Below are 25,340 nucleotides of genomic sequence, written 5' to 3' on the forward strand. Positions count from 1 at the left end.
CGCAACGTCATGGGAGGTGGCGAGCCTGGGTTTGGGCCAAGGGGTATTGGGGGGCTTTTCACCATGGAAACCCCAAAGGGGGGGGGGTGGGGGGGGTGGGTCGATTCTACCGGAACGGCGCACGCTTTCCTGCCTTTTTAAGCATTCCCAATGCGTGGGAATTTTACTGAAAAGCCAATTTGCAACTCCCGCAGAATAAGACCTAGGATAAATGACAGCGCTGTCATTTGATAACGCTGTCATTGGTCGGAAACAGCTCTTCAGCAGGGCTGCGAGCTGCCAGAATTCGAAGCAGGTGCCGGTGCAAGGCCCTGCACGACGCCAATAAAAACAATGAGGCAACCGCGATGCACAACCACGACACCTACGCCGCCGGGCCAGCCCCTGGCGCCGTGGCCGCGTCCACCACGGCTACCCGCTATCGTTATTTGATCCTGGCCCTGATCACCATGGTCCTGGCCCTGAGCAGCGGTGATCGCGCCGCCCTGTCGGTGGCGGGTTCCGACATGAGCAAGGAGCTCGGCATCAGCTCGGTGGAAATGGGCTACCTGTTCTCGATCTTCAGCTGGGCCTATGTGATCTTCCTGATCCCCTCGGGCTGGCTGGCCGATCGCTTCGGCTCGAAAAAGACCATGGCCCTGGCCATCTGCGTGTGGTCGGCGTTTACCGTGTGCATGGGCCTGGTGCACTTCGTCGGCATGATCGTGCCGCTGCTGTTGGGCCTGCGCTTTCTGCTGGGCGTGGCCGAGGCGCCAGTGGGGCCGGCCTCGACGCGGGTGATCGCGTCCTGGTTCCCGTCGGCGGAGCGGGGCATGGCTGGGGCCATCTTCAACAGTGCGCAATATATCTCGCTGGCGTTCTTCACCCCGTTCATGGGCTGGCTGTGCTACGCCTTTGGCTGGGAATACGTGTTCATCGTCATGGGCATCGTCGGCTTCGGCATCGCCGCGATCTGGTGGAAAAACTACTACCTGCCGGTCAGCCACCCAAAGATGAATGGAGAGGAACTCGACTACCTGCGCAAGGGTGAAGCGCTGGTCGACCTCGAGGCCCAGGCTTCGCTGCCCAAGGAAAAGCGCCGCAGCTCGCTGGCTGAAGTCGGCCTGCTGTTCAAGAGCCGCATGCTGATCGGCATGTTCATCAGCCAGTACTGCGTCAGTGCGGTCACCTGGTTCTACGTCACCTGGTTCCCGATCTACCTGGTCAAGGAGCGTGGCTTCGACATCCTTCAGGCCGGCCTGGTCGCTTCCATCCCGGCCCTGTGCGGGCTGATCGGTGCGGTGTCGTCGGGCTTCTTCTCCGATTACCTGCTGCGCCGCACGAAATCCCTGAGCATTGCCCGCAAGACGCCAATCATCACCGGCGTGCTGCTGAGCTCGACCATGATGCTGTGCAACTACGTCGACGCCCAGTGGCTGGTGATTGCGGTAATGAGCCTGGCGTTCTTCGGCAAGGGTTTCGGCAACCTCGGTTTCAGCGTGGTGGCCGACACCGCCCCGCGGGAAATGATCGGTATGACCGGCGGCGTGTTCAACGCCCTGGGCAACACTGCCGGCATCGTCACCCCGGTGGTGATCGGTTACCTGCTGCACTCCAGCGGCTCGTTCAACAGCGCACTCATCTACGTCGGCGCCCACGGCCTGCTGGCAGCTTTTTCTTACCTGGTGATCGTCGGTCGCATCCAGCGCCTGCAGCTCTGCGACCTGACCGGCAAACCTTCCAACGCTCAATGATTCAGAGGAAGACCCCATGATCGAAAGCAACGTGTACATCGACCCGAAAATCGCCGCCCTGCAACCCGGGGCCGCCACCACCGACAGCATCGAGTGGATCAAGCTGTCGTACACCGTACTGCCGCTGGGCGCGCCAATCAGCGATGCCAAGGTACTGACCGGTCGGCAGAAGCCGCTGACCGAAATCGCCTTCATCTTCGCCGAAATCCGCACCCGCGAAGGCCATGAAGGTATCGGTTTCGGCTACTCCAAACGTGCCGGTGGCCCCGGCATGTACGCCCACGCCCAGGAAATCGCCCCGACGTTGCTGGGCGAAGACCCGAACGATATCGCCAAGCTCTACAACAAGCTGCTCTGGGCCGGTGCCTCGATGGGCCGCAGTGGCCTGACCACCCAGTCCATCGCGCCATTCGACATCGCCCTGTGGGACTTGAAAGCCAAGCGCGCCGGCCTGCCGCTGGCCAAGTTGCTGGGCGCCCATCGCGACTCGGTGCAGTGCTACAACACCTCCGGCGGTTACCTGTCGACGCCGCTGGAGAAGGTGCTGGAGAACGTGCAGACCTCCCGCGGCAATGGCATTGGCGGCATCAAGATCAAGGTCGGCCAGCCGGACACCAGCATCGACTTCAAACGTGTGCAGGCCGTGCGTGATCAACTGGGCGAGGGCTTCCCGCTGATGGTCGATGCCAACCAGCAATGGGACCGCGTCACTGCCCAACGCTTCTGCCGCAAGCTCGAGCAGTTCGACCTGACCTGGATCGAAGAGCCGTTGGACAGTGCCGACGTCGAAGGCCACGCCGCCTTGGCTGCGTCACTGGATACCGCCATCGCCACCGGCGAGATGCTCACCAGCTTCAACGAGCATGCCCAGCTGATCACTGCCAACGCCTGCGATTTCGTCCAGCCCGATGCGCCGCGGGTCGGCGGTATCACGCCGTTCCTGCAGATCATGAGCCTGGCCAGTTTCAAAGGCCTGAAGCTGGCGCCGCATTTTGCCATGGAAATCCACCTGCACCTGGCGGCGGCCTACCCAGAGGAGCCGTGGCTGGAACACTTCGAATGGCTGGAGCCGATGTTCAACGAACGCCTGGAGCTGCGTGAGGGCCGCATGTGGGTGCCCAACCGCCCAGGCCTTGGCTTCTCCCTCAGCGAGCAGGCCCTGGCCTGGACCCAGCACTGCGTCGAATTCGGCAAACGCCCCTGAGCAAGCCATGGCAGTGGCGCTTGTGCCGCCACTGCCATGGGCGTCATACCCATAGGAAAACACCATGAGTCACCGTGAAGTCACCCCAGTCATACGCCTCGATACCGCCGACAATGTCGTTGTCGCACGTATCGAGATCCCTGCCGGCACCGCCATCCCCGGTGAAGGCGTCACCACCCAGCAAGCCGTGCCGCTGGGGCACAAGGTCGCTGCCCGGCTGATCGGCAAAGGCGAGCCGGTGCTCAAGTACAACACGGTGATCGGCTATGCCGCCGAGGATTTGCCGCCTGGCACCTGGATGCACAGCCACAACATCGTCTTCGGTGAAACCGATCGCGATTACCGCTATGGCCTGGACTATGTGCCCACCGACTTGCTGCCGGCCGAGCAGCGCGCGACTTTCCAGGGCATCGTCCGCGAGGATGGCCGCGTGGCCACCCGCAATTACCTCGGTGTGTTCGTGGTCGGCAACTGCGGTGCCACCGTGGCGCGCAAGATCGCCAACCACTTCGACGAGCGCCGCTTGGCCGGCTTCCCCAACATTGATGGCGTGGTGCCTTATGTGCACGAAATCGGCTGTGGCATGGAAATGACCGGCGAGCCGATGGACCTGCTGCGTCGCACTATCGGTGGTTACATCAAGCACCCCAACACGGTGGGTGCGGTGGTCATCGCCCTGGGCTGCGAGCGCAACAACATCCACGGCTTCTTCGAGCAGGAAGGGCTGGTGGAAGGCGACATGCTGAAGAAGCTGGTGATTCAGGACGTCGGCGGGGTGAAGAGCGCCACCGACCAGGGCATCGCGCTGATCGAAGGCATGCTGCCCAAGGCCGGCCAGGCGCGGCGCCAGCCGGTGTCTGCCGAACACCTGATGATCGGCATGCAGTGCGGTGGTTCGGATGGTTTCTCCGGCCTTTCGGCCAACCCGGCGCTGGGCGCGGCGGTGGATATCCTGGTGCGCCATGGCGGCACCGCGATCCTTTCGGAGACCTCGGAAATTTTCGGCGTCGAGCACACCCTGACCGCCCGCGCCGCCACCCCGGCGGTGGGCCGCAAGCTGATCGAGCGCATTGAGTGGTGGCTGGAGTACAACCGCGGCCGCGATACCCAGATCAACGGCCGGGTCAGCCCTGGCAACAACGCCGGTGGCCTGGCCAACGTGCTTGAGAAGTCGCTGGGTGGCGCGAAGAAGGGCGGCAACGCGCCGCTGATGGACGTGTACGAGTATGCCCACCCGGTGAAAACCCACGGCCTTGTGTTCATGGATACTCCCGGCTACGACCCGGTCTCGGCCACCGGTCAGATCGCCGGTGGCGCCAACCTGATCGCCTTCACCACCGGCCGCGGTTCGTGCTTCGGCTCAGTGCCGGCGCCGACCTTCAAGCTGGCCAGCAACTCGCCTATGTACCAGCGTATGAGCGATGACATGGACATCAACTGCGGGCAGATCATCGACGGCGACAAGACCATTGCCCAGATGGGCCAGGAGATTTTCGAGCGCCTGCTCGCCCATGCCTCGGGGGAGGCGACCAAGAGCGAGCTCAATGGCTTGGGCGAGGATGAATTCTGCCCGTGGCAAATAGGCGTGCTCGCCTGACCCGGCCTCTTCGCGGGCACGCCCGCGAAGAAGCCCTTCCACACCTACAACAATAACGGCCAGCGCTTCAGCCTGGCCGAACGGACCGGCCATGCACAAAAACAACAAGATCCTGCCTGCTGCCTCACTGCTGTGCTTCACACTTCCGGCCCACGCCGGAGGTTTCCTGGAAGACAGCCAAGCCTCCCTGAAAGCCCAGAACTTCTACCTCAACCGCGACTTCCGCGAAGACGCCGGGATCTCCAAACGTGAGGAGTGGGCCCAGGGATTCATCCTCGATTTCCGCTCCGGCTACACCCCCGGTACGCTCGGTTTCGGCGTCGACGCCCTCGGCATGCTCGGCCTCAAGCTCGACTCAGGCCCAGGCCGCAGTGGCACCGGCTTGCTGCCGGTGGGCGATGATGGCCGCGCCCCTGACCAGTACAGCAAGTTTGGCATAACCGCAAAGGCGCGACTGTCGAAGACCGAGCTGAAGATCGGCACCCAGCTGCTCAAGTACCCGACCATCGCCTCCAGCACCGGGCGCATCCTGCCGCAGACCTTCCAGGGCGGTGTACTCACCTCCAAAGAGCTGGATAGCCTGACCTTCACCTACGCGCAGATCGACCGCACCACCAAGCGTGATTATTCCCACACAGAGGCCATGACCCTGGTCAACAAGAACCGGCGTTTCAGCGGCACGCCCGAGGCTGACGACTTTCGCATGGGCGGCGTGGACTACGTGGTCAACCCCAACCTGAGCCTCAGCTACCAATACGGTGAGCTCGACGAGATTTACGGCCAGCACTACTTCGGCCTGCTCGGCAGCACCGCGCTGGGCCCCGGCAAACTGGCGCTGGATGCGCGCTACTTCATCAGTGACGACAAGGGTGAGGCACTGGCCGGTCCGGTCGATAACCGCACGCTCAACGTGCTGCTCAGCTACAGCCAGGCCGGGCATACCCTGGGCGTCGCCTATCAGGGGCTTACCGGCTCCACGGCGATGCCTTACCTGATCGGCACTGATGCCTACCTGACCAACTACATGATGGCCGCCGACTTCATGGAAACCGGCGAACGCACCTGGCAACTGCGCTACGCCTATGACTTCGTCGCGCTGGGTATCCCCGGGCTGACCTTCTCGACCCGCTACAACCATGCCGATCATGCCAACCCGGCCACCTTCGCCGGGGAAGGACGCGAGTGGGAGCGCGATACTGACCTGGGTTACACCATCCAGTCCGGGCCGCTGAAGAACGTTAACGTGCTGTGGCGCAACGCCGCGCTGCGCTCCAATTACCAACGCGATATCGATGAGAACCGGCTGATCGTGAGCTACACATTGCCGCTGTTCTGATCACTCAGGTCATGTACGAGGAGTAGCCGCCGGGTATTGGTGGTGTGGCCGGTAAAGACTTTTACCGGCCTTTTTTTCAACCCATCTGCTGCCCTTGCTCCAACAGCCAGCCCGGCGACGGTTAGAGACTGTCCGGGTCGCCGAAGAACATCTGAATCCTCGACCTAAGCCACCGCTCCGCCGGGTCATTGTCCTGCGCCCCGCGCCACGCCATGTGCAGCTCGAACGTACGCACTTCCATCGGCAGGTCTTCAGCGCGCAGCCCACCGGCGGCGGTCAAGGCATCGGCGGTATAGTCCGGCACCGTGGCAACAATGTCGGTCCCGGCCAGCAAACTCCCCAAACCATTGAACTGCGGTACCGCCAGCACCACATGGCGCTTGCGGCCGATCTCTTCCAGCGCCTCATCGATGAAGCCCGACAGGTCACCGGCAAACGACACCAGCGCATGCGGCCGCGCGCAGAAGTCGTCGAGGGTGATGCTGCCTGGCACGCTATCTGCGCGCAGCAGCTTGGGCTTGCTGCGCCGCAACACCTTGCGCTTGGCGTTGGCCGGCAGTTCGTTGGTGTAGCTGACACCCACGGAGATCTCGCCCGAGGCCAGCAGGGTCGGCATCAGCAGGTAGTTCACCCGGCGCACCACCAGGACGATGCCGGGGGCTTCGGCGCGGATGCGCTTGAGCAGTTGCGGCAGCAGGGCGAACTCGGCGTCGTCCGACAGGCCGATGCGGAACACCGCGTTGCTGGTTGCCGGGTCGAACTCGGCGGCGCGGCTGACGGCGGTGGAGATCGAGTCCAGCGCCGGCGACAGCAGGGCAAAGATTTCATGTGCCCGTGCCGACGGCTCCATGCTGCGGCCGGTGCGTACGAACAGTGGGTCGTCGAACAGGTTGCGCAGGCGCGACAGGGCCGCGCTGATCGCCGGCTGGCCGAGGAACAGCTTCTCGGCGGCACGGGTCACGCTTCGCTCGTGCATGAGGGTTTCGAACACGATCAGCAGGTTGAGGTCTACGCGACGCAGGTCGTTTCGATTCATCGGTGCGCTTCGCCTAAAGTGGGGCAGGGGTGAATCTTAAGGCCAAAGGCTGTTACCCTGCACCGATTTCCGGGGGCCAATGCACAGGAAAGTCAGGTGCCCAATCGATGACAGGCATGTCGACTATTAATAGCCACTGATGGTCTAACGGCAAAAGCCCGGATAAAGTCCGTGGTAATACGAGATTCACACAGGCGAGGTATGCGATGTCCCGCATGATCCGTTTCCACAAGTTCGGCGCTGCCGATGTGCTCCGTTGCGAGGAGCAGGCCGAACCGTCACCTGCTGTCGGCGAGGTGCAGATCCGCGTCGAGGCGATCGGCGTGAGCTGGTATGACGTGCTTTGGCGGCAGAACCTGGCGCCATCCCAGGCCCGCCTGCCCGCAGGGATCGGCCACGAGATGGCCGGTGTGGTGACGGCGGTCGGCGAAGGCGTCGATGACATCGAGGTGGGTGACCGGGTCGCCAGTTTCCCGGCCACCAGCGCCAACGACCACCCGGTGTATGGCGATGTCATCGTCCTGCCGCGCAGCGCCATCACCCGTTACCCGGACGTGCTCACGCCGATCGAGGCCAGCGTGCATTACACGCCGCTGCTGATCGCCTATTTTGCCTACGTCGACCTGGCACGCGCCAAGGCCGGGCAGACTGCGCTGGTCACCGATGCCAGCCATTGTGCCGGGCCGGCCTTCGTGCAACTGGGCAAGGCACTCGGCCTCAAGGTATTTGCCGTCACCAAGGAACCCGAGCAGCGTGAATACCTGCTGGGCCTGGGCGCCGACAAGGTGATCGTCACCGAAGAGCAGGACCTGCTCATGCAGGTTGGCAAGTACACCGATGGCCGCGGCGTCGACATGGTCCTCGATGGCATGGGCGGGCCGCAGATGTCGCTGCTCGGCGATGTGCTGGCGCCACGTGGCAGCCTGGTGCTGTACGGCCTGCAGGGCGGCAACCAGACGCCATTCCCGGCCTGCGCGGCGTTCCAGAAGAACATCCAGTTCTACGTGCACTGTATCGGCAACTTCACCGGCAAACCGGAACTGGGCATCAGCCAGGACCAGGTGGCCTTGCAACGGGCCTTGCGCGATATCAACCAGTTCACCGCCGATCAGTTGCTGACGCCGCAGATCATCAAGGTGTATCCGTTTGCCGAGGTGGTCGAGGCCCATCGCTATATGGATGAATGCCCCTGCGGTGGGCGGGTGGTGCTCGACATGGCGCCGCGCTGACGGCATGTTTGGCAATGAAAAACCGGGCTGATGCCCGGTTTTTTGCTTTTTTGCCTGGCTATAGTTGATAAGTGTGTGATTGCCGGCTTTGTAAGTTGATGTTGCTGATTAACGATTGCCAGGTTTTCAGCTGTCTTTGCTGTGCTGTCTGTTGTGCGCTTGTTGAATTCTGAATGGTGTTTTCATCCGGATCTGTATCTTTTAATCCGTATTCAACGCTCGATAATGGCGCTTTGATAGTTGGCGCAAGGAGCGTGCGGTGGTGAAGAGCAGGCGCGGCGGTGCGCGATTCAAGGCGGTGGCGAGCGCTTGGGTGGGCTCGTATTTCTCAATGGTGTGGCGACAGCGTTTCGCAACTTCAAGGCTTCCTGATTACTTGTAGGAATATTCTTCAAACTAATCCCGCTGCGCTAATGCTCAGGTGGCGCGCTTTTGTGCAGAATGAAGTTGTGAGGTAACGCCGTGAGTATTGTTCACGACCAGGCTATGCACTTTATCTACCAGCAGGTGCTGGAGCGCCTGTTGAGTCATATGTCCAAGGAACAACGCGCTTCGCTGCAGTTGTTGATCCAGCGTTTGCTGGTGGCCGCTGGGGGGCCGGAATACATCGGTACGTTCAGGTTGCTGGTGGTTCACGGGGGCGACCGCCGTAGCGCCCGGCTATTGGCTGTACTGCGTGCCGCCCAGCTGAGCATTGCCTTGCGAGCACCGGTCACCTTCAAGCTGCGGGTGCTGGTGACCTGTTTGCCGGCAACCAGCAGCGCGTTGCTGGAACAGCATGAGCGAACCTTCAACGCGTTGTTCATGCACGATGATCCACGGGTACAGCTGCAGATGGTCGAGGGGGCGGCCGTGGTGCCTTTCTGTCACCAGGCTGGCGCCACGGCCGGGCATTTGCCGTTGTCCCGCGAAGCCTTGCTGTTGTTCGGCCACCTCGTCGATGCGCGCCCGGAAGCACTGCTGGGCAGTCGCACGCACCTGGAACTGGCTGATACCGTGCGCCTGGCACTGGCCGGATACCCCGGCGCCGATGCGTTGATAACCGCCATGCCAGCCAGCCAGCGGCGGCGCTTTGCGGCCTGGGCCCGGCGCAGCCTGCGCCTGGCAGGTATCGCCTGCCCTGGGGCGTTGCATCACTGCGTAGACAGCCTGGCCAGGTGGCTGGGCCAGTTGCATGCCGTTGCGGGTGTACCGGGCGGGCCGATCGGCGCGCCGGGCAGCACGCAGGAACGGGCATTGCCGCTGCGGGTCATCGTGATCGACGATCTGCTCACCCAGTTGCTCACTGCCGGTGCGCTGGACCTGATGACGGGCTGGGGCAACGGGCCGGGGCATGAAGGCTCACCGCTGGCGGCATTTGTCGACCCTCTGGCGCTGGCGCAGTTGCACGAGATAGGCGGGCGCTGCAGGGCGCCTGCTGCACCCCGGCAAGCCTTGCGCCTGGTCAACCAGGCTGATGCCCCCCAGCAGCCGCGCTTCGCCAAGGCCTACGGGCTTGAGCAGACCCAGCTTGCCTGCCTGTTGTACCGCCCGTTTGCCAACCAAGGGGCAGGGCTGGAGCGGTTTCTGCAGTGCCGTCACGCCGACATGCTGGTCGCCCTGCCTTACCTGCATCGGGCTTTGCAAGGCAAGTCCTGCCCTGATGCCGTCAAGGACTGGATCGTGAACACCAGCGGCCTGCCACTGGCGCAGTTGCGCCTGGTCTACAAGGGGCGGCTGGGGCCGGGCGTACGGCCACTGCTGGCCAGCCTGGCGCGGCGGGATGTGCAGTTGCGGTTCGTGGGCAGCGTGACGCGCAAGGCATCATCCTGATGGGGCGTGAGTTTGCCTATCAGGCGGTGTACCGCTACCTGGTCGCCCTGATCGACGAGGCCGAACGGGGTGGGCAGCCACGTTTGCCTTCACTGCGGGCATTGTCCCGGCGCCTGCGCGTTTCGTTGGCCACGGTGCAGGCGGCCTACAGCCTGCTCGAGCATGAAGGGCGTGTGCAGTCGGTGCCAAAGTCCGGCTACTTCGCCCAGGTTGGCGCGCAGGCGAGCCGGGCCGATGCGGCCCATGCGCTACCCGCGCAGCCGTTGCTGGAGCGCGCGCTGTTCGCCCATGAGCGGCGCCTGGGTCGGTTGCGTGCGCGGCCCGCGCGGGGGCTGGGCGGGCCACGCCTGCGTGATGCTCTGGCAGAGCGCTACACCCAGTCTTCCCGTCAGTACTGGCGACCCGAGGATGTGCACCTGGGCCCTGATGTGCAGGCGTTGCTGGAAACGCTGCTGCAGGCGCTGGCGCTGCGTGGCAGTACCGTGCTGGTCGCGTCCCCGTGCTGTTGGCGTATCTTGCGGGCCTTGCAACGTTGCGACGTGCGGGTCGTGGAGGTACCGCTGGATGCCGGCCGCAGCCCTGATCTCGGCAGTCTGTCGAGGCTGCTGGGTTCTGAGCCGGTGCGCATGGTGATCGTGCCCTCGTGCCTGGGGGCCCCGGTGGGGCGCCTGATGCCCCAGCGCGATCAGCAGCAGATCGCCGATTTGCTGGCTGCGCATCCGGTGTGGTTGTTGGAAAACGACCTGGACAGCGAACTGTGTTTTGCCGGGCCACCGCGTTCACGCTTGCGAGACTGGGTGGACCCGCGTTGGCTGCTGGTGCTGGGTTCGCTGGAGGCGGCGGTGGGGGCCGAGGCACCTTATGCGTACCTGCTGGGGCGCCATATGGCCTTGGCAGAAGCGTTCGCCCAGCGCGCCTTCGAGCTCGCCCCGATGCGGCAGCAAGCGCTGGCACAGATGATCGCCTCAGGCGAAATCGACGAGCACCTGGGCCGGATGCGGGTGGCACTGCATGGGCGCATGGAGCAACTTTGCCAGCACCTGGGCGCGGTGTTGGGCGGGCAGGTGGAGTTCGACATGCCTGAGGGCGGGTGCGCCTTGTGGGTGCGCCTGTCACCGGCAATGGTGAGCGCGCAAGCCGTGGCGGCGACGGCGGGTTCGGCATTGCAGGTGCTGGAGGGGGAGCAGTTCAGTGTACACGGGCGTTACCGGCAGTTCCTGGCGCTGACCTGGCTGGGTGAGCAGCCCAAGGCGCTGATCAAGGCGCTGGAGAACCTGGCGCGGGGCCTGGCATTTGACGCCATTCGTCGGTAGGGCGGCGGAATGAGCCAGGGAACTTGCCTGGGTACGGGGTCTGTATGTATAAACAGTGCTCACTCCAGCTGCCCGACCCCACCCTGTGATCGCCCACTCCGTCGATGACCCGCTGTATTACCTGCACAACTTCCGCCAGGTGCTGCTTTGGGTCGAGTCACGTTATGCCGACCTGCTCGATGAGCAGGAACTGGCCTTTTTGCATGCCTTTGCCGAGCTGGCACAGCCGGCCCAGGCGCTGATGGTGCGCATGGTGATGCGCAAGGGCGAGCTGTTTCGCTGTGACCGCCTGGACTATGCCGAGATCGGTGACAGCATGGCGGCCTTGCAGCCGCTGTTGGCACTGGGGTGGGTGCGCGAGCCCGAGGTACTGAGCCTTGAGCAGCTGTTCGCGCTGTTGCGCAAGGATGAACTCGCCCTTGGCTTTGCCGGGCAGTTGAGCCGGCCGCGGGCGGCCAAGGGCGACCTGTTCGAACAGTTGCGGCCCCTGTCGCTGGCCCCCAGGCCCTTGCGCGAGTGGTTTGCCCAGGCGCCGGTGGCTATCGTGCAGTGGTGCCTGCAGCCGCTGTGCGATCGCATGCGCCTGTTGTTCTTCGGCAACCTCTATCAGGACTGGTCGGACTTCGTGCTGGCCGACCTGGGCCTGCTGCGCTTCGAGCAGGTAGCGTTCAGCCCCGACTCACGTGCCCTGCAGCAGCGCAGCGAGGTCGACCAGGCCATGGCGCTGCACCAGTGTGCCGAGCGCCTGGATCTGGGTGAGGAGCCCGCATCGATCCTGGCGGCACTGGCCGACGTGAGTACCGACAACCCATGGCTGGCCCGGCGCCATGGCCGGTTGCTGTTCGCCGTGGGCCAGCAGTGCGAGCGCCTGGGTGACTGGGACCAGGCTCTGGCGGTGTATGCCCGTAGCAGCCATGCGCAAGCGCGTATCCGCCAGGTTCGCGTGTTCGAGCGCAGCGAGCGTTGGGAGCAGGCCCACGCATTGGCCCGGCAGCTGGCTGCCGCACCGGCCAACGCCCTGGAAGTGCAAGCCCTTGAGCGCATGCTGCCGCGCCTGGCGCGCAAGCTCGGCGGCCCTGCGCAACGCCGCCGGCGCGCGGCACCCCTGGAGCTGATCGAACTGGAACTGCCGCGTGAGCAGGCAGCGCTGGGTGTCGAGGAGGCCGTGCGCCAACACCTGGCACAAGCGGGCGGGGAGGCGCATTACGTGGAGAACACCTTGTTCAACAGCCTGTTCGGCCTGTTGTGCTGGGAGTCGATTTTCGCCCCGGTTCAGGGGGCTTTCTTCAATCCGTTCCAGGCCGCGCCCCAGGACTTGCATGACAGCGATTTCCAGCAACGGCGCGCGGCGCATTTCGCGGCCTGCCTGGGCCGCCTGGATGATGGTACTCATCGCCAGGCCATTCTCGACTGCTATGCGGCCAAGCAAGGCCTGCAATCGCCGTTCGTGTTCTGGCCGATGCTCAGCGAAGCGTTGCTCGATCAGGCGCTGGCATGCCTGCCCGCCGCGCACTTGAAACAGTGCTTCCTGCGCCTGCTGCAGGATATTCGCAACAACCGCGCCGGCATGCCGGACCTGATCCAGTTCTGGCCGGAGCAGCAGCGCTATCGGATGGTCGAGGTCAAGGGCCCCGGTGACCGCCTGCAGGACAACCAGTTGCGCTGGCTGGCGTTCTGCGCCGAGCACGGCTTGCCGGTGGCGGTCTGCCATGTGCACTGGAGCGAACCCGCGTGAGCTATCGCGTGGCGGTGCGGGCGTTGTGCGAGTTCAGCGCCAAGGTCGGAGACCTGGACCTGCGCTTTACTCCGTCACCCACGGCGCAGGAAGGTATCGAAGGGCATCGTCGGGTGGTCGCCCGGCGTGCCGCGGGCTATGAGGCGGAAGTCGCCCTCGAAGGCGAGTATCAGGGCCTGCTGGTGCGCGGGCGCGCCGATGGTTATGACCCGGCCGCCAATCGCCTGGAAGAGATCAAGACCTACCGCGGCGACCTGGCACGTCAGCCAGCCAACCACCGCCAGCTGCACTGGGCCCAGGCCAAGGTCTACGCGTGGCTGCTGTGCCAGGCGCGGCAGTTGCCGGCCATCGAGGTGGCGCTGGTCTACCTGGATGTCGACACCGACAGCCAGACGCTGGTCAGCGAGCACTGTCATGCCGATGCGTTGCAGCACTTCTTTGAAGCGCAGTGCCAACGTTTTCTCGCCTGGGCCCAGGCCCAGCAACAGCGCCTGGCCGAGCGCGACCAGGGTTTGCAGGCATTGGGCTTTCCTTACCCGCAGTTTCGCCAGGGCCAGCGGCAACTGGCCGAAACCTTGTACAAGGCGGTCAGCACCGGGCGCTGCCTGATGGCCCAGGCCAGTACCGGCATCGGCAAGACCCTCGGCACCTTGTTCCCGCTGCTCAAGGCCATGGTCCCGCAGCAACTGGACAAGGTGTTCTTCCTCACTGCCAAGACCCCGGGCCGGGCGCTGGCGCTGGACGCCTTGGGCCAGATCAGCGCGGGCACGCCGCAGCCGGCCCTGCGCACCCTTGAGCTGATCGCCCGCGACAAGGCCTGCGAATACCCGGACAAAGCCTGCCATGGCGAGTCCTGCCCGTTGGCCCAAGGCTTCTACGACCGCCTGCCTGCCGCACGCGAGGCGGCAGCTTTGCGGCCCATGCTTGATCGCGCCGGCTTGCGCGAGGTGGCGTTGGCGCACGAGGTCTGCCCGTATTACCTCGGCCAGGAAATGGCCCGCTGGGTGGACGTGCTGGTGGCCGACTACAACTACTACTTCGATGCCCATGCCATGCTGTTCAGCCTGACCCAGCTCAACCAATGGCGGGTCGCGGTACTGGTGGACGAGGCGCACAACCTGGTCGAGCGCGGCCGCGGCATGTACAGCGCCAGCCTCGACCAGGGCCAGTTGCTCGCCTTGCGCCAAAGCAAGCCGCAAGGGCTGGGTAGCGCCCTGGACCGGCTGAACCGGCAGTGGAACGCGCTGTACAAGGCGCAGCAGGCGCCGTACCAGGCCAGTGAGCAGCTGCCGGAGGCCTTTCTGCGGGCCCTGCAGCAGTGCATCGGGCTGATCCAGGAGCGCATGAACGAAACGCCTGCCGAGGTCGATGCCCAGGTGTTGCAGTTCTTCTACCAGGCGCTGCAGTTCAGCCGGGTGGCCGAGCTGTTCGATGAGCATTTCCTGTTCGATGTCAGCCTGCGCGATGGCCCGCGCAAACGGCGCCTGGCCAACCTGAGCCTGCGCAATGTCACCCCGGCCCGGCTGCTCGCGCCGCGCATGCAGGCCGCGCGCAGTGTGACGCTGTTTTCCGCCACCTTGAGCCCGCGGCATTTCTATACCGACCTGCTCGGCATGCCGGCCGATACCGCCTGGCTGGAGGTGGCGGCGCCGTTTCGCGCCGAGCAGCTGGAAGTGCGCATCGCCAGCCAGATCTCGACGCGCTACCGCGAACGCCAGGCGTCTCTGGCGCCGATCACCGCGCTGATTGCCGAGCAGTATCAGCGCCAGCCCGGCAACTACCTGGCATTTTTCAGCAGCTTCGAATACCTGCAGCAGGTGGCCGGCCTGCTCGCCGAACGTTTTCCCGGCATCCCGCTGTGGGCCCAGGCGCCGGGCATGGATGAAGCTGCGCGCCAAGCTTTTCTCGATCGCTTCGTGACGGGCGGGCAGGGGGTGGGTTTTGCCGTGCTCGGTGGGGCATTCGGCGAGGGCGTCGACTTGCCGGGCACGCGCCTGATCGGGGCCTTTGTCGCCACCCTCGGGCTGCCCCAGGTCAACCCGGTCAACGAGCAGTTCAAGCAGCGCCTGGGGCGGCAGTTTGGCGCCGGTTTCGACTACGCCTACCTGTACCCCGGCGTGCGCAAGGTCATCCAGGCCGCCGGGCGGGTCATTCGTGGTGACCAGGACCGCGGGGTGCTGGTGCTGATCGACGAACGTTTTGCCGAACAACGGGTACAGCAGATGTTCCCCGCATGGTGGCAGGTGGCCGTTAAATAATCCTGGGCGGCCCCATCGCACGGCATTGCAACTCCCAGTACACTGCGTGTTCCAACACCAACATCCGTTGAACTCGAGGTTTTTGCATGACGCTCAGTCCTTTGGCAGGCAAGCCGGCTCCGGCCAGCGTGCTGGTCGATATTCCCCGCCTGCTCACCGCTTACTACACCGGCCGCCCTGACGCCGCCGTGGCGGCCCAGCGCGTGGCCTTCGGCACTTCGGGGCACCGCGGCAGCTCGTTCGACCTGAGCTTCAACGAGCACCATGTGCTGGCGATCACCCAGGCCATTTGCCTGTACCGCCAGGAAAAAGCCATCGATGGCCCGCTGTTCATCGGCGCCGACACCCACGCGCTGTCCGCGCCGGCCGCCGCCAGTGCGCTGGAAGTGCTGGCGGCCAACGGCGTGCAGGTGATGTTGTCCAAGGACGACGAATACACCCCGACGCCGGCAGTGTCCCATGCCATCCTCTGCTACAACCGTGGCCGCAGCCAGGGCCTGGCCGATGGCATCGTCATCACCCCGTCGCACAACCCGCCCCAAAGCGGTGGCTTCAAGTACAACCCGCCCAACGGCGGCCCGGCCGACAGCGATGTGACCAAGTGGATCGAGGCCAAGGCCAACGAACTGCTGGCCGCAGGCCTGGCCGGGGTCAAGCGCATGGAACATGCCCAGGCGCTGCAAGCCACCACTACCCAGCGCCATGACTACGTGGCCAACTACGTGGCCGACCTGGAAAATGTCATCGACTTCGACGTGATTCGGGCCGCCAACCTGCGCCTGGGCGTCGATCCGCTGGGCGGGGCGGGGGTGCGCTACTGGTCGGCGATCGCCGAGCGCTACCAGCTGAACCTGGAAGTGGTGAACACCGAAGTCGACCCGACCTTCCGCTTCATGTGCGTGGACTGGGACGGCCAGATCCGCATGGACCCATCCTCGCCATACGCCATGCAAGGCCTGATCGGCCTGCGTGATCGCTTCGACGTGGCCTTCGCCTGTGACCCGGACCACGACCGCCACGGCATCGTCACCGCCGATGGCCTGTTGCAGCCGAACAACTACCTGGCCGTGGCCATCGACTACCTGTACCGCAACCGTCCGCAATGGCGCAGCGATGCGGCGGTGGGCAAGACCGTGGTGTCCAGCGGCCTGATCGACCGTGTCACCGAGGCCTTGGGCCGCACCCTGTACGAAGTGCCGGTGGGCTTCAAGTTCTTCGCTCAGGGCCTGTTCGAAGGTTCGCTGGGCTTTGGCGGCGAAGAAAGCGCTGGCGCATCGTTCCTGCGCAAGGACGGTTCGGTCTGGGCCACTGACAAGGATGGCCTGATTCCGGCCTTGCTGGCTGCCGAGATGACCGCACGCACCGGGCGCAACCCGAGCCAGGCCTACAACGACCTGACCGACAGGCTAGGCAAGCCATTCTCCACCCGCGTCGAAGCCAAGGCCGATGCACGGCAGAAGGCGGCGCTCAGCAAGCTGGCACCGGAACAGGTGAAGTCGACTGAACTGGCCGGTGAGCCGATCGTGCAGATCCTCAGCCAGGCACCGGGCAATGGCCAGGCGATTGGTGGCTTGAAGGTGATGACCGCCAACGGCTGGTTCGCCGCGCGGCCATCGGGCACCGAAGACATCTACAAGATCTACGCCGAGAGCTTTGTCGACGAGGCGCACCTCAAGCGCCTGGTGGAAGAGGCGCAGGTGCTGGTGGATGCGGCGATTGCCTGAATGAGCTGAGCGGGGCCGCAAAGCGGCCCCTTTCACTTACGCGACATCGACCAGGACGATTTCGCTGTCCTCGATCGCGGTGACCTTGAGCACTTCCTCCTGCTCGATCGCCACCCCATCCCGGCCCTTGGCACGCAGCCCATTGACCTCCACCAGCCCCTTGGCCGGCACCAGGTAACCGCGGCGCCCGGCATCGAAACGGTATTCGGCGGTCTCGCCAGCCCGCAGCGTCGCAGCCACCAGCCGTGCATCGGTACGGATTTGCAGGCTGTCTTCATCACCGGCACGGCCACTGGCCAGGGTCACGAAGCCCTCGCCGCGCTCCCCCTTGGGGAACGGACGGGTGCCCCAGGATGGCGCATCACCGGTACGCTCCGGCACGATCCAGATCTGGAAGATGCGGGTATCGACCTCCTCAAGGTTGTACTCGCTGTGCACGATGCCGCTACCGGCACTCATCACCTGCACGTCGCCAGCCTCGGTACGGCCCTTGTTGCCCAGGCTGTCCTGGTGGGTGATGGCGCCTTCACGCACATAGGTGATGATTTCCATGTCGCGGTGCGGGTGCGGCGGGAAGCCGCTGCCGGCGGCGATCAGATCGTCGTTCCAGACCCGCAGGTTGCCCCAGTGCATGCGCGCCGGGTCGTAGTATTCGGCAAACGAGAAGTGGTGGTGAGCGTCGAGCCAGCCGTGGTTGGCGTGGCCGAGGCCTTCGAACGGTCGCAGTTGCAGCATGGTCGTGCTCCTTGAATCAGTTGAATGACGCCATGATGCGGCAAAAATAGATCGAAAATAAGCGTAAATATCGGCTTGATATTATCAGCCTAATAGATTGATAGTGGCGATGTGGATTATGCGATTCATCGCCTAATGCACTGATCTGCAAGCATTCGCTGGCGATTTTCGGCGGATGCGGCGAACATGGCCCGCTGATCTGATATTCAACGGAGTGACCGTGGCCCAAGAGCAACCCCAGGCCCTCGCCGAACTGACCCCGCCCGCCCAGCTGCCCTGGTTTCGCCGCCTGGCTGCCCGCCTGCTGGGCCGTGGCCTGACCCGCCTGCAGGCGCAACATCGTGAATCCTGGAGCCTTGGCCACGCGCAGGGTTATGAAGCCGGTCGCCAGGTTTTGGTGATCCGCGATTCACGGCCGGACAGCGCCGCCGTGCCCGGTCAGGACGACAACCTGTTCGACGACTGGCGCCTGCCCCTGACCGCCGAGCTGAAAAAGCGCTTCAAGGCCGACGTCGCCCAGCGCCTGCCCGCCGAGGCGCAGCCCAGCGCGGCGCAGTGGAAGTTGATCTTCAGTGACACGCCATCCACCTGCGTGGTGGCCGGGGCCGGGGCGGGCAAGTCCACCTCGCTGGTGCTGCGCATCCTGCTGCTGCGCCACTACCTGGGCTACGAGCTGGACGCGATGACCGTGGTCACCTTCACCCGTGAGTCGCGCAAGGACTTCATCAAGCGCCTGGTGCAGGTGTTCGCCCTTTGGCAGCTTGACCTGCAACCGGCCAAGGCGCGCGAGCTGGTGCGCACCTTCCATTCGCGCATTCTGCCGCTGGTGCGCAGCCTGCCGGGCTTTGGCCAGGTGCGCGCATTCGAGACCCTGGGCAACGAGATGCCGGCAGGCCGTGAGGCAGAGGCCGACAGCAACCCGTTCGACCTGCGCCTGAACGATGCCCAGCGCCAGCAACTGAACCAGTGCTACAGCCAGTTGCTCGGCGAAAGCCCGCGCTTTGCCGAGATCGTCGCTACCTTGCGCCGCGAAGCCCTGCAACTCAAACCGCTGGACCCAGACCACCCGGATGTACAGAAGCGCGTGCAGGTCACCCAGTTGGCCGCCCAGCGTGACGAAGAACTGTGCGACGTGATCGAAGACCTGTGGTTCGCCGCTGGCGCCTGGCCGATCAAGGGTATCGAGCCCTGCCGCGAAACGGTCCAGATCCGCGGCAGCCGCTTCCATGTGCATGGCCGCCTGGAAGGCCTCGATGCCTGGGTGGTGCTGGGCTTCGACCCGGCGGAAAGTGCCCAGTATCAGCGGCCCGGCGCCAAGCTGGCGGTGCGTGCCGAGTGGGCGGTCAAGCGCACCTTGTTGCAGGCGTTCTGCGACAAGCCCCTTATCTGGCTCGACAACTACGCCATGGCCCGGCGCCTGGCCGCCTCACTGGCTGGCGATGCCGTGGCCGGGCCGGGGTTCGAGTACAAGGTCAAGGGCGAACTGGCCCCGGCGCCGCTGCTCGACGCCTTCGTCGGCGCCGCCAACTTCATCGAGAACCTGGGCCTTGAAGTGAGCCCGGCCGTGGCGGCCATGCGCTTCCCGACCGGCGATTCCGATGCGCTGTTTTTCGAGGCCTTGGCCCTGTACTGGAAAGCCCTTGAGGCGCACCTGCTCGACCAGTCGCCACCGGTGATGAGCTACAACCGCATGTTCGCCCTGTTCGGCGAGAACAATGCGGAAAACCTGCAGCTGCTGCCCGACCCGCTGCTCAGGCCGCTGGCGCACCTTATGATCGACGAGTTCCAGGACGTCTCGCCGCAGATCGTCAGCTGGCTGCGCGCCTGCCTCGCGGAAATCCGCCGCCGTGGCCCGGCCATGCACACCGGGCGCAATGCCCAGCACTCGTCGCTGATGTGCGTGGGCGATGACTGGCAGTCGATCTACGGCTGGCGCGGCAGCTCGCCGAAGTATTTCATGGAGTTCACCAAGGCCTTCCCGTCACCGGCCAATACGCGGGTGATGCTGGTCGACAACTACCGCTGCCAGCAACTGGTGATCGATGCCGCCGAGCACCTGGTAAGGGGCACCCCGGCCATTACCGGCAAAAAGGCACGGGCCAGTGGGCCGGCCGCCGAGCTGCCGGGCGCGCCCGTGCGGGTCTTCGACCGTGACGAGGCGGCGTTGGGCGAGACGCTGATCGAGCATTACCAGCGCGGCGAGTCGGTGATGATGCTGTACCGCAAGGGCAGCGACAAAGCCCTGATGAACGAGCATCTGCATAGCGTCCTGCACGCCGAAGCCCAGTTGCCCGCCGAGCAACGACGCCTGCGCCAGCTGACCTACCATAGCGCCAAAGGCTTGCAGGCCGATGCGGTGTTCATGCTTGGCGACTGCCAGTACCTGACCAGCTCGCCCTACAAGAACCAGGTGTACCAGCAGGCCGGCCTGGGCAAGGCCGGTGATGCCCAGCCGTTCGACACTGCGCAGAAAGAAGAGGTGCAGCGCCTGGCCTATGTGGCGGTGACCCGCGCGGTCAGGCACTGCTATTGGCATGTGGAGGCGGCCAACGCTGAAGCGGCTGCAGCGCCGCGTGCGTCCAGCCAGGTGGATGGGCGGCAGGCCTTCTTTGAAGACCTGCGTGGTCAATAGGCTTCAGTCCGGGTCGGCGTCAGCGGTCAGCTGCTCGATCAGGGCAGTTTGCTCTTGCTCGACCCTGGCAGGCGTAAGGTTGTAAGCTGCAAGATAGTGGCCCTCATTGAGGGTGACCGGTTTCAGCCGACCCGAGTCGTCTACCGGAGATTCTGGCAGTACCTCGCGCAGCAGGTCGATCACCCCGTCGCGTCCTTCAGGTGTCAGGTTGCTGTCATCTGCGGAGGGGTCCTCCAGCAAGCTTTGCAAATGGCTCATCACGTCGACCCAACGATTGCTCAGCGCCTCGAAGCGCTCGGCAAAACGGGTACGCAGGTAGATGCGCCAATCCGGATCGCGTGCGATCCATGCGCGGCACCCCGCGCGGTCGTCAACCAGGCTCTGCACGTGCTGCTCTATGTTGAAGTAGGTGGTGGCCGACAGCGGCGGTGCTGCGCCGAACCACTGGGCTGGGCCGGGTTCCGGGAAGTCGAGAAAGTCTGCGAGCTCTTCACGAAGGCTCAGGCGGATTTCCTCGAGGTCGGCATCGTCACGCATCACCAGGTCGGGGGCGATATCATCCAGGTGGGCCAGGTGCGGCAATTGCAATACCGAGATATCTGCGTGCGGCTCGCGCTCCAGCACTTGCCTGAGCTGGGCGCGGCTGGCTTCTCGGCCTTCATGGATGGCGCGCGCGCAGGCATTCACATTTTCGCGGGCGTACAGCCGGCTCATGGCCTGGAACATGCTCTGGGGGTTACGATTGGTCACCAGCTCCATGTGAGTATCGACCAGCACCCGAACACTGCTCAAGGCGTCCGCCAACGTGTTGCCTTCTGCGAACTCGAAGCGGCCAGCAACGGTTTCCAGGCGTTGCCACATATGGCTCGGAAGGTCCGGGTTGCCGAGGGTGGCCGCCCGGGTGCGGTTTTCGCTGACCTGTTCTAGCAGGGGCCAAACATCGACGTCTATCCCCCTTGCGTGAATGTCGGCAACGCGGATCATCAGGCCTTCCAGCAGCGGGTGTCCGTCATTGTCAAACAGCTGCTGCCAGCGTGCCCGGCGTGCCTGGTTGGCGCCGAGTAGCCAGCGGTTGGCTTCAATTTGCACACCCCGTTCTGCGAGCTGCTGGGCAGTGGCGTCAGCCAGATCGTTTTGCCGGAAACGCCAGCGAGTGGGCTCCTGGGCGGTGCGTAGTGCGGCAACGAAGGGACTCTGCAGTACGCGCTGCAGATCCGGCATTTCGGTCAAGCCATTGCCGTTCAGTTCCAGCGTGCGTAAACCCGGTGCCGGTCGTTCCATCAGCGCTGTCAATCCGCCTGGCCAGACGCTCAGGTCGCAATCGTTGAGGTTCAGTGTGGCCAGATGCGCCAGGTGTTCCAGGCCTGACAGGCTGCGAATCGGGTTTCCGTGCAGACCGAGCGACTGCAGGTGGGGCATTGAGGCAAGCGAATCGCCCTTGGTGATCGCCAGCTCCGTCAGCCCATTGTTGCTCAGGTCGAGCGCGCGCAGGTTGGGGGCGCTGGCCAGGGCCGCGAGCAGCGAAGGCACTTGTAATCGGGGGTTGCCAGACACACTCAGATGGCGCAGGTTCGGAAAGCTCTGCAGGAAGTCTGCCGGTATTTGTTCAAGCCCGATCGCATCAATATCCAGGCGGACGATGTGATCCATCCTTGCTGGCAGGGAGGGCAGGATTTCGATGTGCATGGATTCGAGGGTAAAGCGCTCGGAGAAGTCCCGGCGCCAGACGCGGTTGATCAGTTCTCGCATGCGTGCACGTGATGTCTTTTGCTCGGGGGTGCCGGCTACCACCCACGTACGTAGATGGTCATCCAGATTCAGCTGTTCCCGTTCCAGGGCAGTGATCTGTTCACCTGCGTTGCCGCGTTGGCGCAGAGTGATCAGCAAGGCATCGCGCTGGGTGGCGTCGAGCGTCGGGTACAGGCGCTGCAAGCGGCGCTGTTCGATGCCCTGTTGGCCCAGTCCAGCCCATGCCTTGAGGCTTTTCCAGCCTGCCAGGGGATAGCCGAGGCGACCCTCTGGCAGCCGATGCGGCGCCACGAAACGCGGCTTGATCGCGCGTTGACCGAGCAGGCGAGCAGCCCGGACGCGGTCGGCAACTATCATTTCTAAACGTTGCGCTGCATTTGAGGTTGGGTGCTGAGCCTGCAGGGCCGCGTCCAGTTTGAGGCTGTCGGTATTGGCCAGCGACGGACGAAGCAGGCCGAGCAAGGCGCGGTCCAGTTGCACAGCGGCTTGCTGCAGACGCGCCTGTTCGGCGATGCGCAGCGGTACGCGCGATAGCGTCAGGCGCTCCCGCTCTTCGGGGCTGGCCAGGCTGACGATCTCTTGCAGTACTCTGTCGGGCAAGCGCGGGAACTGTCTGCCCAATGCGGTCTGGGCAGGATCGAGAGGTTGGCGGTTGCTCGCCACCAAGCTGTCGAAGATCGCTGCGCGCTTGCCCTGCAACTGGTCACCGAGCTTGCCGGCCAGCGCTTTTGCCTGTTGCGCCCTTGGCGTGTCGGCCAGCAGGGCGCGCAGGGAATCGTCACTCAGCTGGCGCGTGACTGCCTGGCACAATTCGCCGCTCTCCAGGTCGTTCAGGGTGATCTCGATCTCCACCTGGCCGGGGGCCCACGGTGCGCCCAGGCGCGCATGGTTGCCAAAAGGCTCCGGGCCCTCGAATACCTTGAGCACGTGATTGTCCGGCCAGCCCGGCAATTGCAGCAGCTCCGGCAATGCATAGTGCTTGTAAGCGACCAAAGGCTTGCTCTGGCGGACGCGTTCGGCAATCTGGTCTGCCTCGTGGTCCTGGGTCAGGCGCTGTAAGGCATCCAACAACCGCGCCTGAGCTGGCTCGCTGGTCAGGTGCACCCGACGCAAGGTGGCGATGTCGATGCCGGTGCAGCGCAAGGCGCCAGTGAGTTCGGTATCCTCAAGTGCGCTGGCCAACGGCGTCAGTCGGCGCAGGAGCTGTGCATCATTCCAGTCATGGGGCTGCTCGTGGGCCAGGCGCCAGGCTCCCTGGCCGTTGCCGTGCAGCTGCGGGGAATAGGCCGTCGGGTCGCTGGGGTGACGGGCATGCCACTGTCCCGTGCGCTCCTCAAAAACCTCGAGAAGCTGGTTATCAAGTTGCACATAGGTCTTGCCGTCGCAGTGGAAGAGACCTTGGTCATCAGGCAGCACGGACTCGGGTAAGGGCATGTCGCTGAAGTAGCCGGCCATGTCGGGGTTCCAAAGTACCTCCTTGCCTTCTTTCCAGACGCTTTCCAGCGCGTCGACGAACCCCGATGCCTTGAGCGCCTTGCTGGCACCAGCGAAACCAGCCGTCACCACAGCATTGATGGCCAACGACTCGAGTTGCTGCAGCGCCTCGTGGGTGTCGCCTTCTTGCCACGCCTCGAAACCGGTGAATACCGAGTCCATCAAATCGTAGGCAAACACCCCGAGCATCACCGCATCCAGCCCAGGGACGAAGAAAGCAGCGACATTTAGCAGGTTCATGCCTGCGTCCAGCCATTGCTGCAGCCGCGCCTTGCGGGCCTTGGCGTCGGCATCGGCGGTGGGCACTGCGATGGCGCGGGCATCTGCCTTGAGGCGGCGCTTGTGGTTGTGGAACAGCACTGGCCAGATGGGCAAGACCAGGCGGGTTCGGTTGAAACGCAGCTCGGGCTTTTGGCGCAGTTTACGTACCCCGTCGCGGGTTTCGAACAAGGCGTCATCGAGCTTGCGGCCGAGTTCGGCCTGGTTGTCCTTGTCTGCGAAACCGACCAGATGCTGGCGGAAGGTGGTTTGCAGCAAGCGCTGGCGCAGGTGAGCACGGGCTTCTCTCGATGAAGCAAACTCCCTCACCGAGTGCTCGCTGTCCTGGGGGATATAGAGAATGCAAGGGTTGATCTGGCTGGCCTCATCCGGGCCGATCAGCAGAACATCATGGATCGGGATGTCGAACAGGCTGAAGCGCCAGCAGTGCAGTGTGTGCTCACCGTAGCGTGGCGTGCTGGTGCCGTCGCACAGTTGAGCCAGGGCATCGCGGCCTTTGCTCGACAGCAGGTCTTTGAGTGCAGCGATCTCTGCTTCGGTGTTCAGCGCCTGTCGGCTTGCGTCTATCCACAGCTGTTGGATCGTCGCCTGTGCCGGGCCGTCATAAATACTCTGCAGGTGTTCCTGATACTGGCGGCCCAGGTCCAGATCACGGCAAAGGTCGACGAACGCTTGAAGTTCGAGGTCGGGCAGCGATGCGTCGTTGTTCGGGCCAACGGTCAGGGCGTCGAACGGGCCCAGGTCGTCTGGCCCCTGAAAATTGTGCAGTGCGGCCTCCAGTAATGAGCGCCTCTGTGCCGGCCCATCAGGGCGTTTGATCAGTTCAGGCTCGTTGCCGAAATCCAGGCCAGGGGGATTTTTCTGCGTGGTATAGACCTTGAACGGCTGGTGCAGGTATTGGGCTTTTTCGACGTCGATAGCCCGAGCCAGCCGGCGCTCCAGCAAAGGCTTGCAGAACTCGCCGATCTGCCTGAGGTCCTTGAGCGCTGTTCGCAGCGCCTTGAATTGCGTATCGCGCAACGCGATGAGCTGGCGTACTTGCGCCTGATCTTCAGCGCTGGCGGCGGCAAACCAGGCATGGGGCGAGCCGTTTTCGTCAAGGTAGTCCTTGCGTACGCCCTGCACGATGCGGCTGATGTGTTCGGGATGCAGGGTCCGGGCCCAGGCGGGCAGGGTGCGGACAATCTGGGCCTGGTGATAGGGCACGCTAGTGCTGTTCATGCGGGATGCTCCGTGGTCGAAGGAGGCATCAGTCGACCGGTTTCGCCTGGCGCTTTGGTGGTACTTAGTTGCATGCGCAGGTCGGTCCTGTGCACGCGAGGGTCGGTAAGGGAGCAGCGTGGACGGGGTGACTGGGGGATGGTGGAGTACGGCATGGCGTGGGCATGCCGTGTGGGTGACGCCGGCGCACGGGGAGTGGGCCGGCGCCACGTGATGCCTGGCCATGGGCCGGCACTCTGTCAGGGAGAACTTC

Annotated in this window: 14 protein-coding genes; 11 read left to right on the forward strand and 3 right to left on the reverse strand. The window is 64.2% G+C overall.

The window, feature by feature from the left end; genetic code table 11:
• Positions 1-347 precede the first annotated feature (347 nt).
• The 4 genes from CAF78_RS24430 (at position 348) to CAF78_RS24445 (ending at position 5,870) form a co-directional block, all read left to right on the forward strand.
• On the forward strand, positions 348-1,733 hold the full coding sequence (locus tag CAF78_RS24430) for an MFS transporter (protein ID WP_085677682.1): 1,386 nt from the start codon (positions 348-350) through the stop codon (positions 1,731-1,733).
• A gap of 16 nt (positions 1,734-1,749) precedes the next feature.
• Complete coding sequence (locus tag CAF78_RS24435; RefSeq protein ID WP_085677681.1) at positions 1,750-2,937, forward strand: mandelate racemase/muconate lactonizing enzyme family protein; 1,188 nt, start codon at positions 1,750-1,752, stop codon at positions 2,935-2,937.
• Between the two features lie 64 nt (positions 2,938-3,001).
• A complete protein-coding gene (locus CAF78_RS24440; RefSeq protein WP_085677680.1) occupies positions 3,002-4,534 on the forward strand; it encodes a UxaA family hydrolase in 1,533 nt (510 codons plus the stop codon).
• A gap of 91 nt (positions 4,535-4,625) precedes the next feature.
• Positions 4,626-5,870, forward strand: coding sequence for an OprD family porin (locus tag CAF78_RS24445; protein ID WP_085677679.1), 1,245 nt, complete (start codon positions 4,626-4,628; stop codon positions 5,868-5,870).
• A 121-nt stretch (positions 5,871-5,991) separates the two neighbouring features.
• On the opposite strand, the gene CAF78_RS24450 is transcribed toward CAF78_RS24445, so the two are convergent.
• On the reverse strand, positions 5,992-6,906 hold the full coding sequence (locus CAF78_RS24450; RefSeq protein ID WP_085677678.1) for a LysR family transcriptional regulator: 915 nt from the start codon (positions 6,904-6,906) through the stop codon (positions 5,992-5,994).
• Positions 6,907-7,112: 206 nt separating this feature from the next.
• Between CAF78_RS24450 and CAF78_RS24455 the strand changes: the two genes are divergently transcribed.
• The 6 genes from CAF78_RS24455 to pgm all read left to right on the forward strand — a co-directional run bounded on the left by CAF78_RS24455 (position 7,113) and on the right by pgm (position 16,977).
• Positions 7,113-8,135: a zinc-dependent alcohol dehydrogenase family protein gene (locus tag CAF78_RS24455; protein WP_085677677.1), complete on the forward strand. Its 1,023-nt coding sequence runs from the start codon at positions 7,113-7,115 to the stop codon at positions 8,133-8,135.
• Between the two features lie 462 nt (positions 8,136-8,597).
• The gene (locus tag CAF78_RS24460; RefSeq protein ID WP_085677676.1) at positions 8,598-9,947 is read left to right on the forward strand and encodes a hypothetical protein; all 1,350 of its coding nucleotides are present in this window, start codon (positions 8,598-8,600) and stop codon (positions 9,945-9,947) included.
• Positions 9,947-11,260 carry an aminotransferase class I/II-fold pyridoxal phosphate-dependent enzyme gene (locus CAF78_RS24465; protein WP_085677675.1) on the forward strand — a complete coding sequence of 438 codons (1,314 nt, stop codon included), beginning with the start codon at positions 9,947-9,949 and terminating at the stop codon, positions 11,258-11,260. Before CAF78_RS24460 ends, CAF78_RS24465 begins: the two co-directional genes overlap by 1 nt.
• Before the next feature lie 85 nt (positions 11,261-11,345).
• Positions 11,346-12,995 (forward strand): VRR-NUC domain-containing protein, encoded by a 1,650-nt coding sequence (locus CAF78_RS24470; protein ID WP_085677674.1) that lies wholly within the window; start codon positions 11,346-11,348, stop codon positions 12,993-12,995.
• Complete coding sequence (locus tag CAF78_RS24475) at positions 12,992-15,253, forward strand: ATP-dependent DNA helicase (protein ID WP_085677673.1); 2,262 nt, start codon at positions 12,992-12,994, stop codon at positions 15,251-15,253. The genes CAF78_RS24470 and CAF78_RS24475 overlap by 4 nt, the downstream gene beginning before the upstream one ends.
• A gap of 86 nt (positions 15,254-15,339) precedes the next feature.
• On the forward strand, positions 15,340-16,977 hold the full coding sequence (gene pgm, locus CAF78_RS24480; protein WP_085677672.1) for a phosphoglucomutase (alpha-D-glucose-1,6-bisphosphate-dependent): 1,638 nt from the start codon (positions 15,340-15,342) through the stop codon (positions 16,975-16,977).
• A 36-nt stretch (positions 16,978-17,013) separates the two neighbouring features.
• On the opposite strand, the gene CAF78_RS24485 is transcribed toward pgm, so the two are convergent.
• On the reverse strand, positions 17,014-17,712 hold the full coding sequence (locus tag CAF78_RS24485; RefSeq protein ID WP_085677671.1) for a pirin family protein: 699 nt from the start codon (positions 17,710-17,712) through the stop codon (positions 17,014-17,016).
• Between the two features lie 175 nt (positions 17,713-17,887).
• On the opposite strand from CAF78_RS24485, the gene CAF78_RS24490 reads away from it, so the two are divergent.
• Positions 17,888-20,344, forward strand: a complete 2,457-nt coding sequence (locus CAF78_RS24490; protein WP_085677670.1) for a UvrD-helicase domain-containing protein — start codon at positions 17,888-17,890, stop codon at positions 20,342-20,344.
• Positions 20,345-20,347: 3 nt separating this feature from the next.
• Here CAF78_RS24490 and CAF78_RS24495 read toward each other — a convergent pair whose 3' ends face one another.
• On the reverse strand, positions 20,348-25,297 hold the full coding sequence (locus CAF78_RS24495; protein ID WP_158090054.1) for a leucine-rich repeat domain-containing protein: 4,950 nt from the start codon (positions 25,295-25,297) through the stop codon (positions 20,348-20,350).
• Between the last annotated feature and the right edge of the window lie 43 nt (positions 25,298-25,340).

The organism is Pseudomonas sp. R28(2017) (assembly GCF_002112505.1).
Taxonomy (GTDB): Bacteria; Pseudomonadota; Gammaproteobacteria; order Pseudomonadales; family Pseudomonadaceae; genus Aquipseudomonas.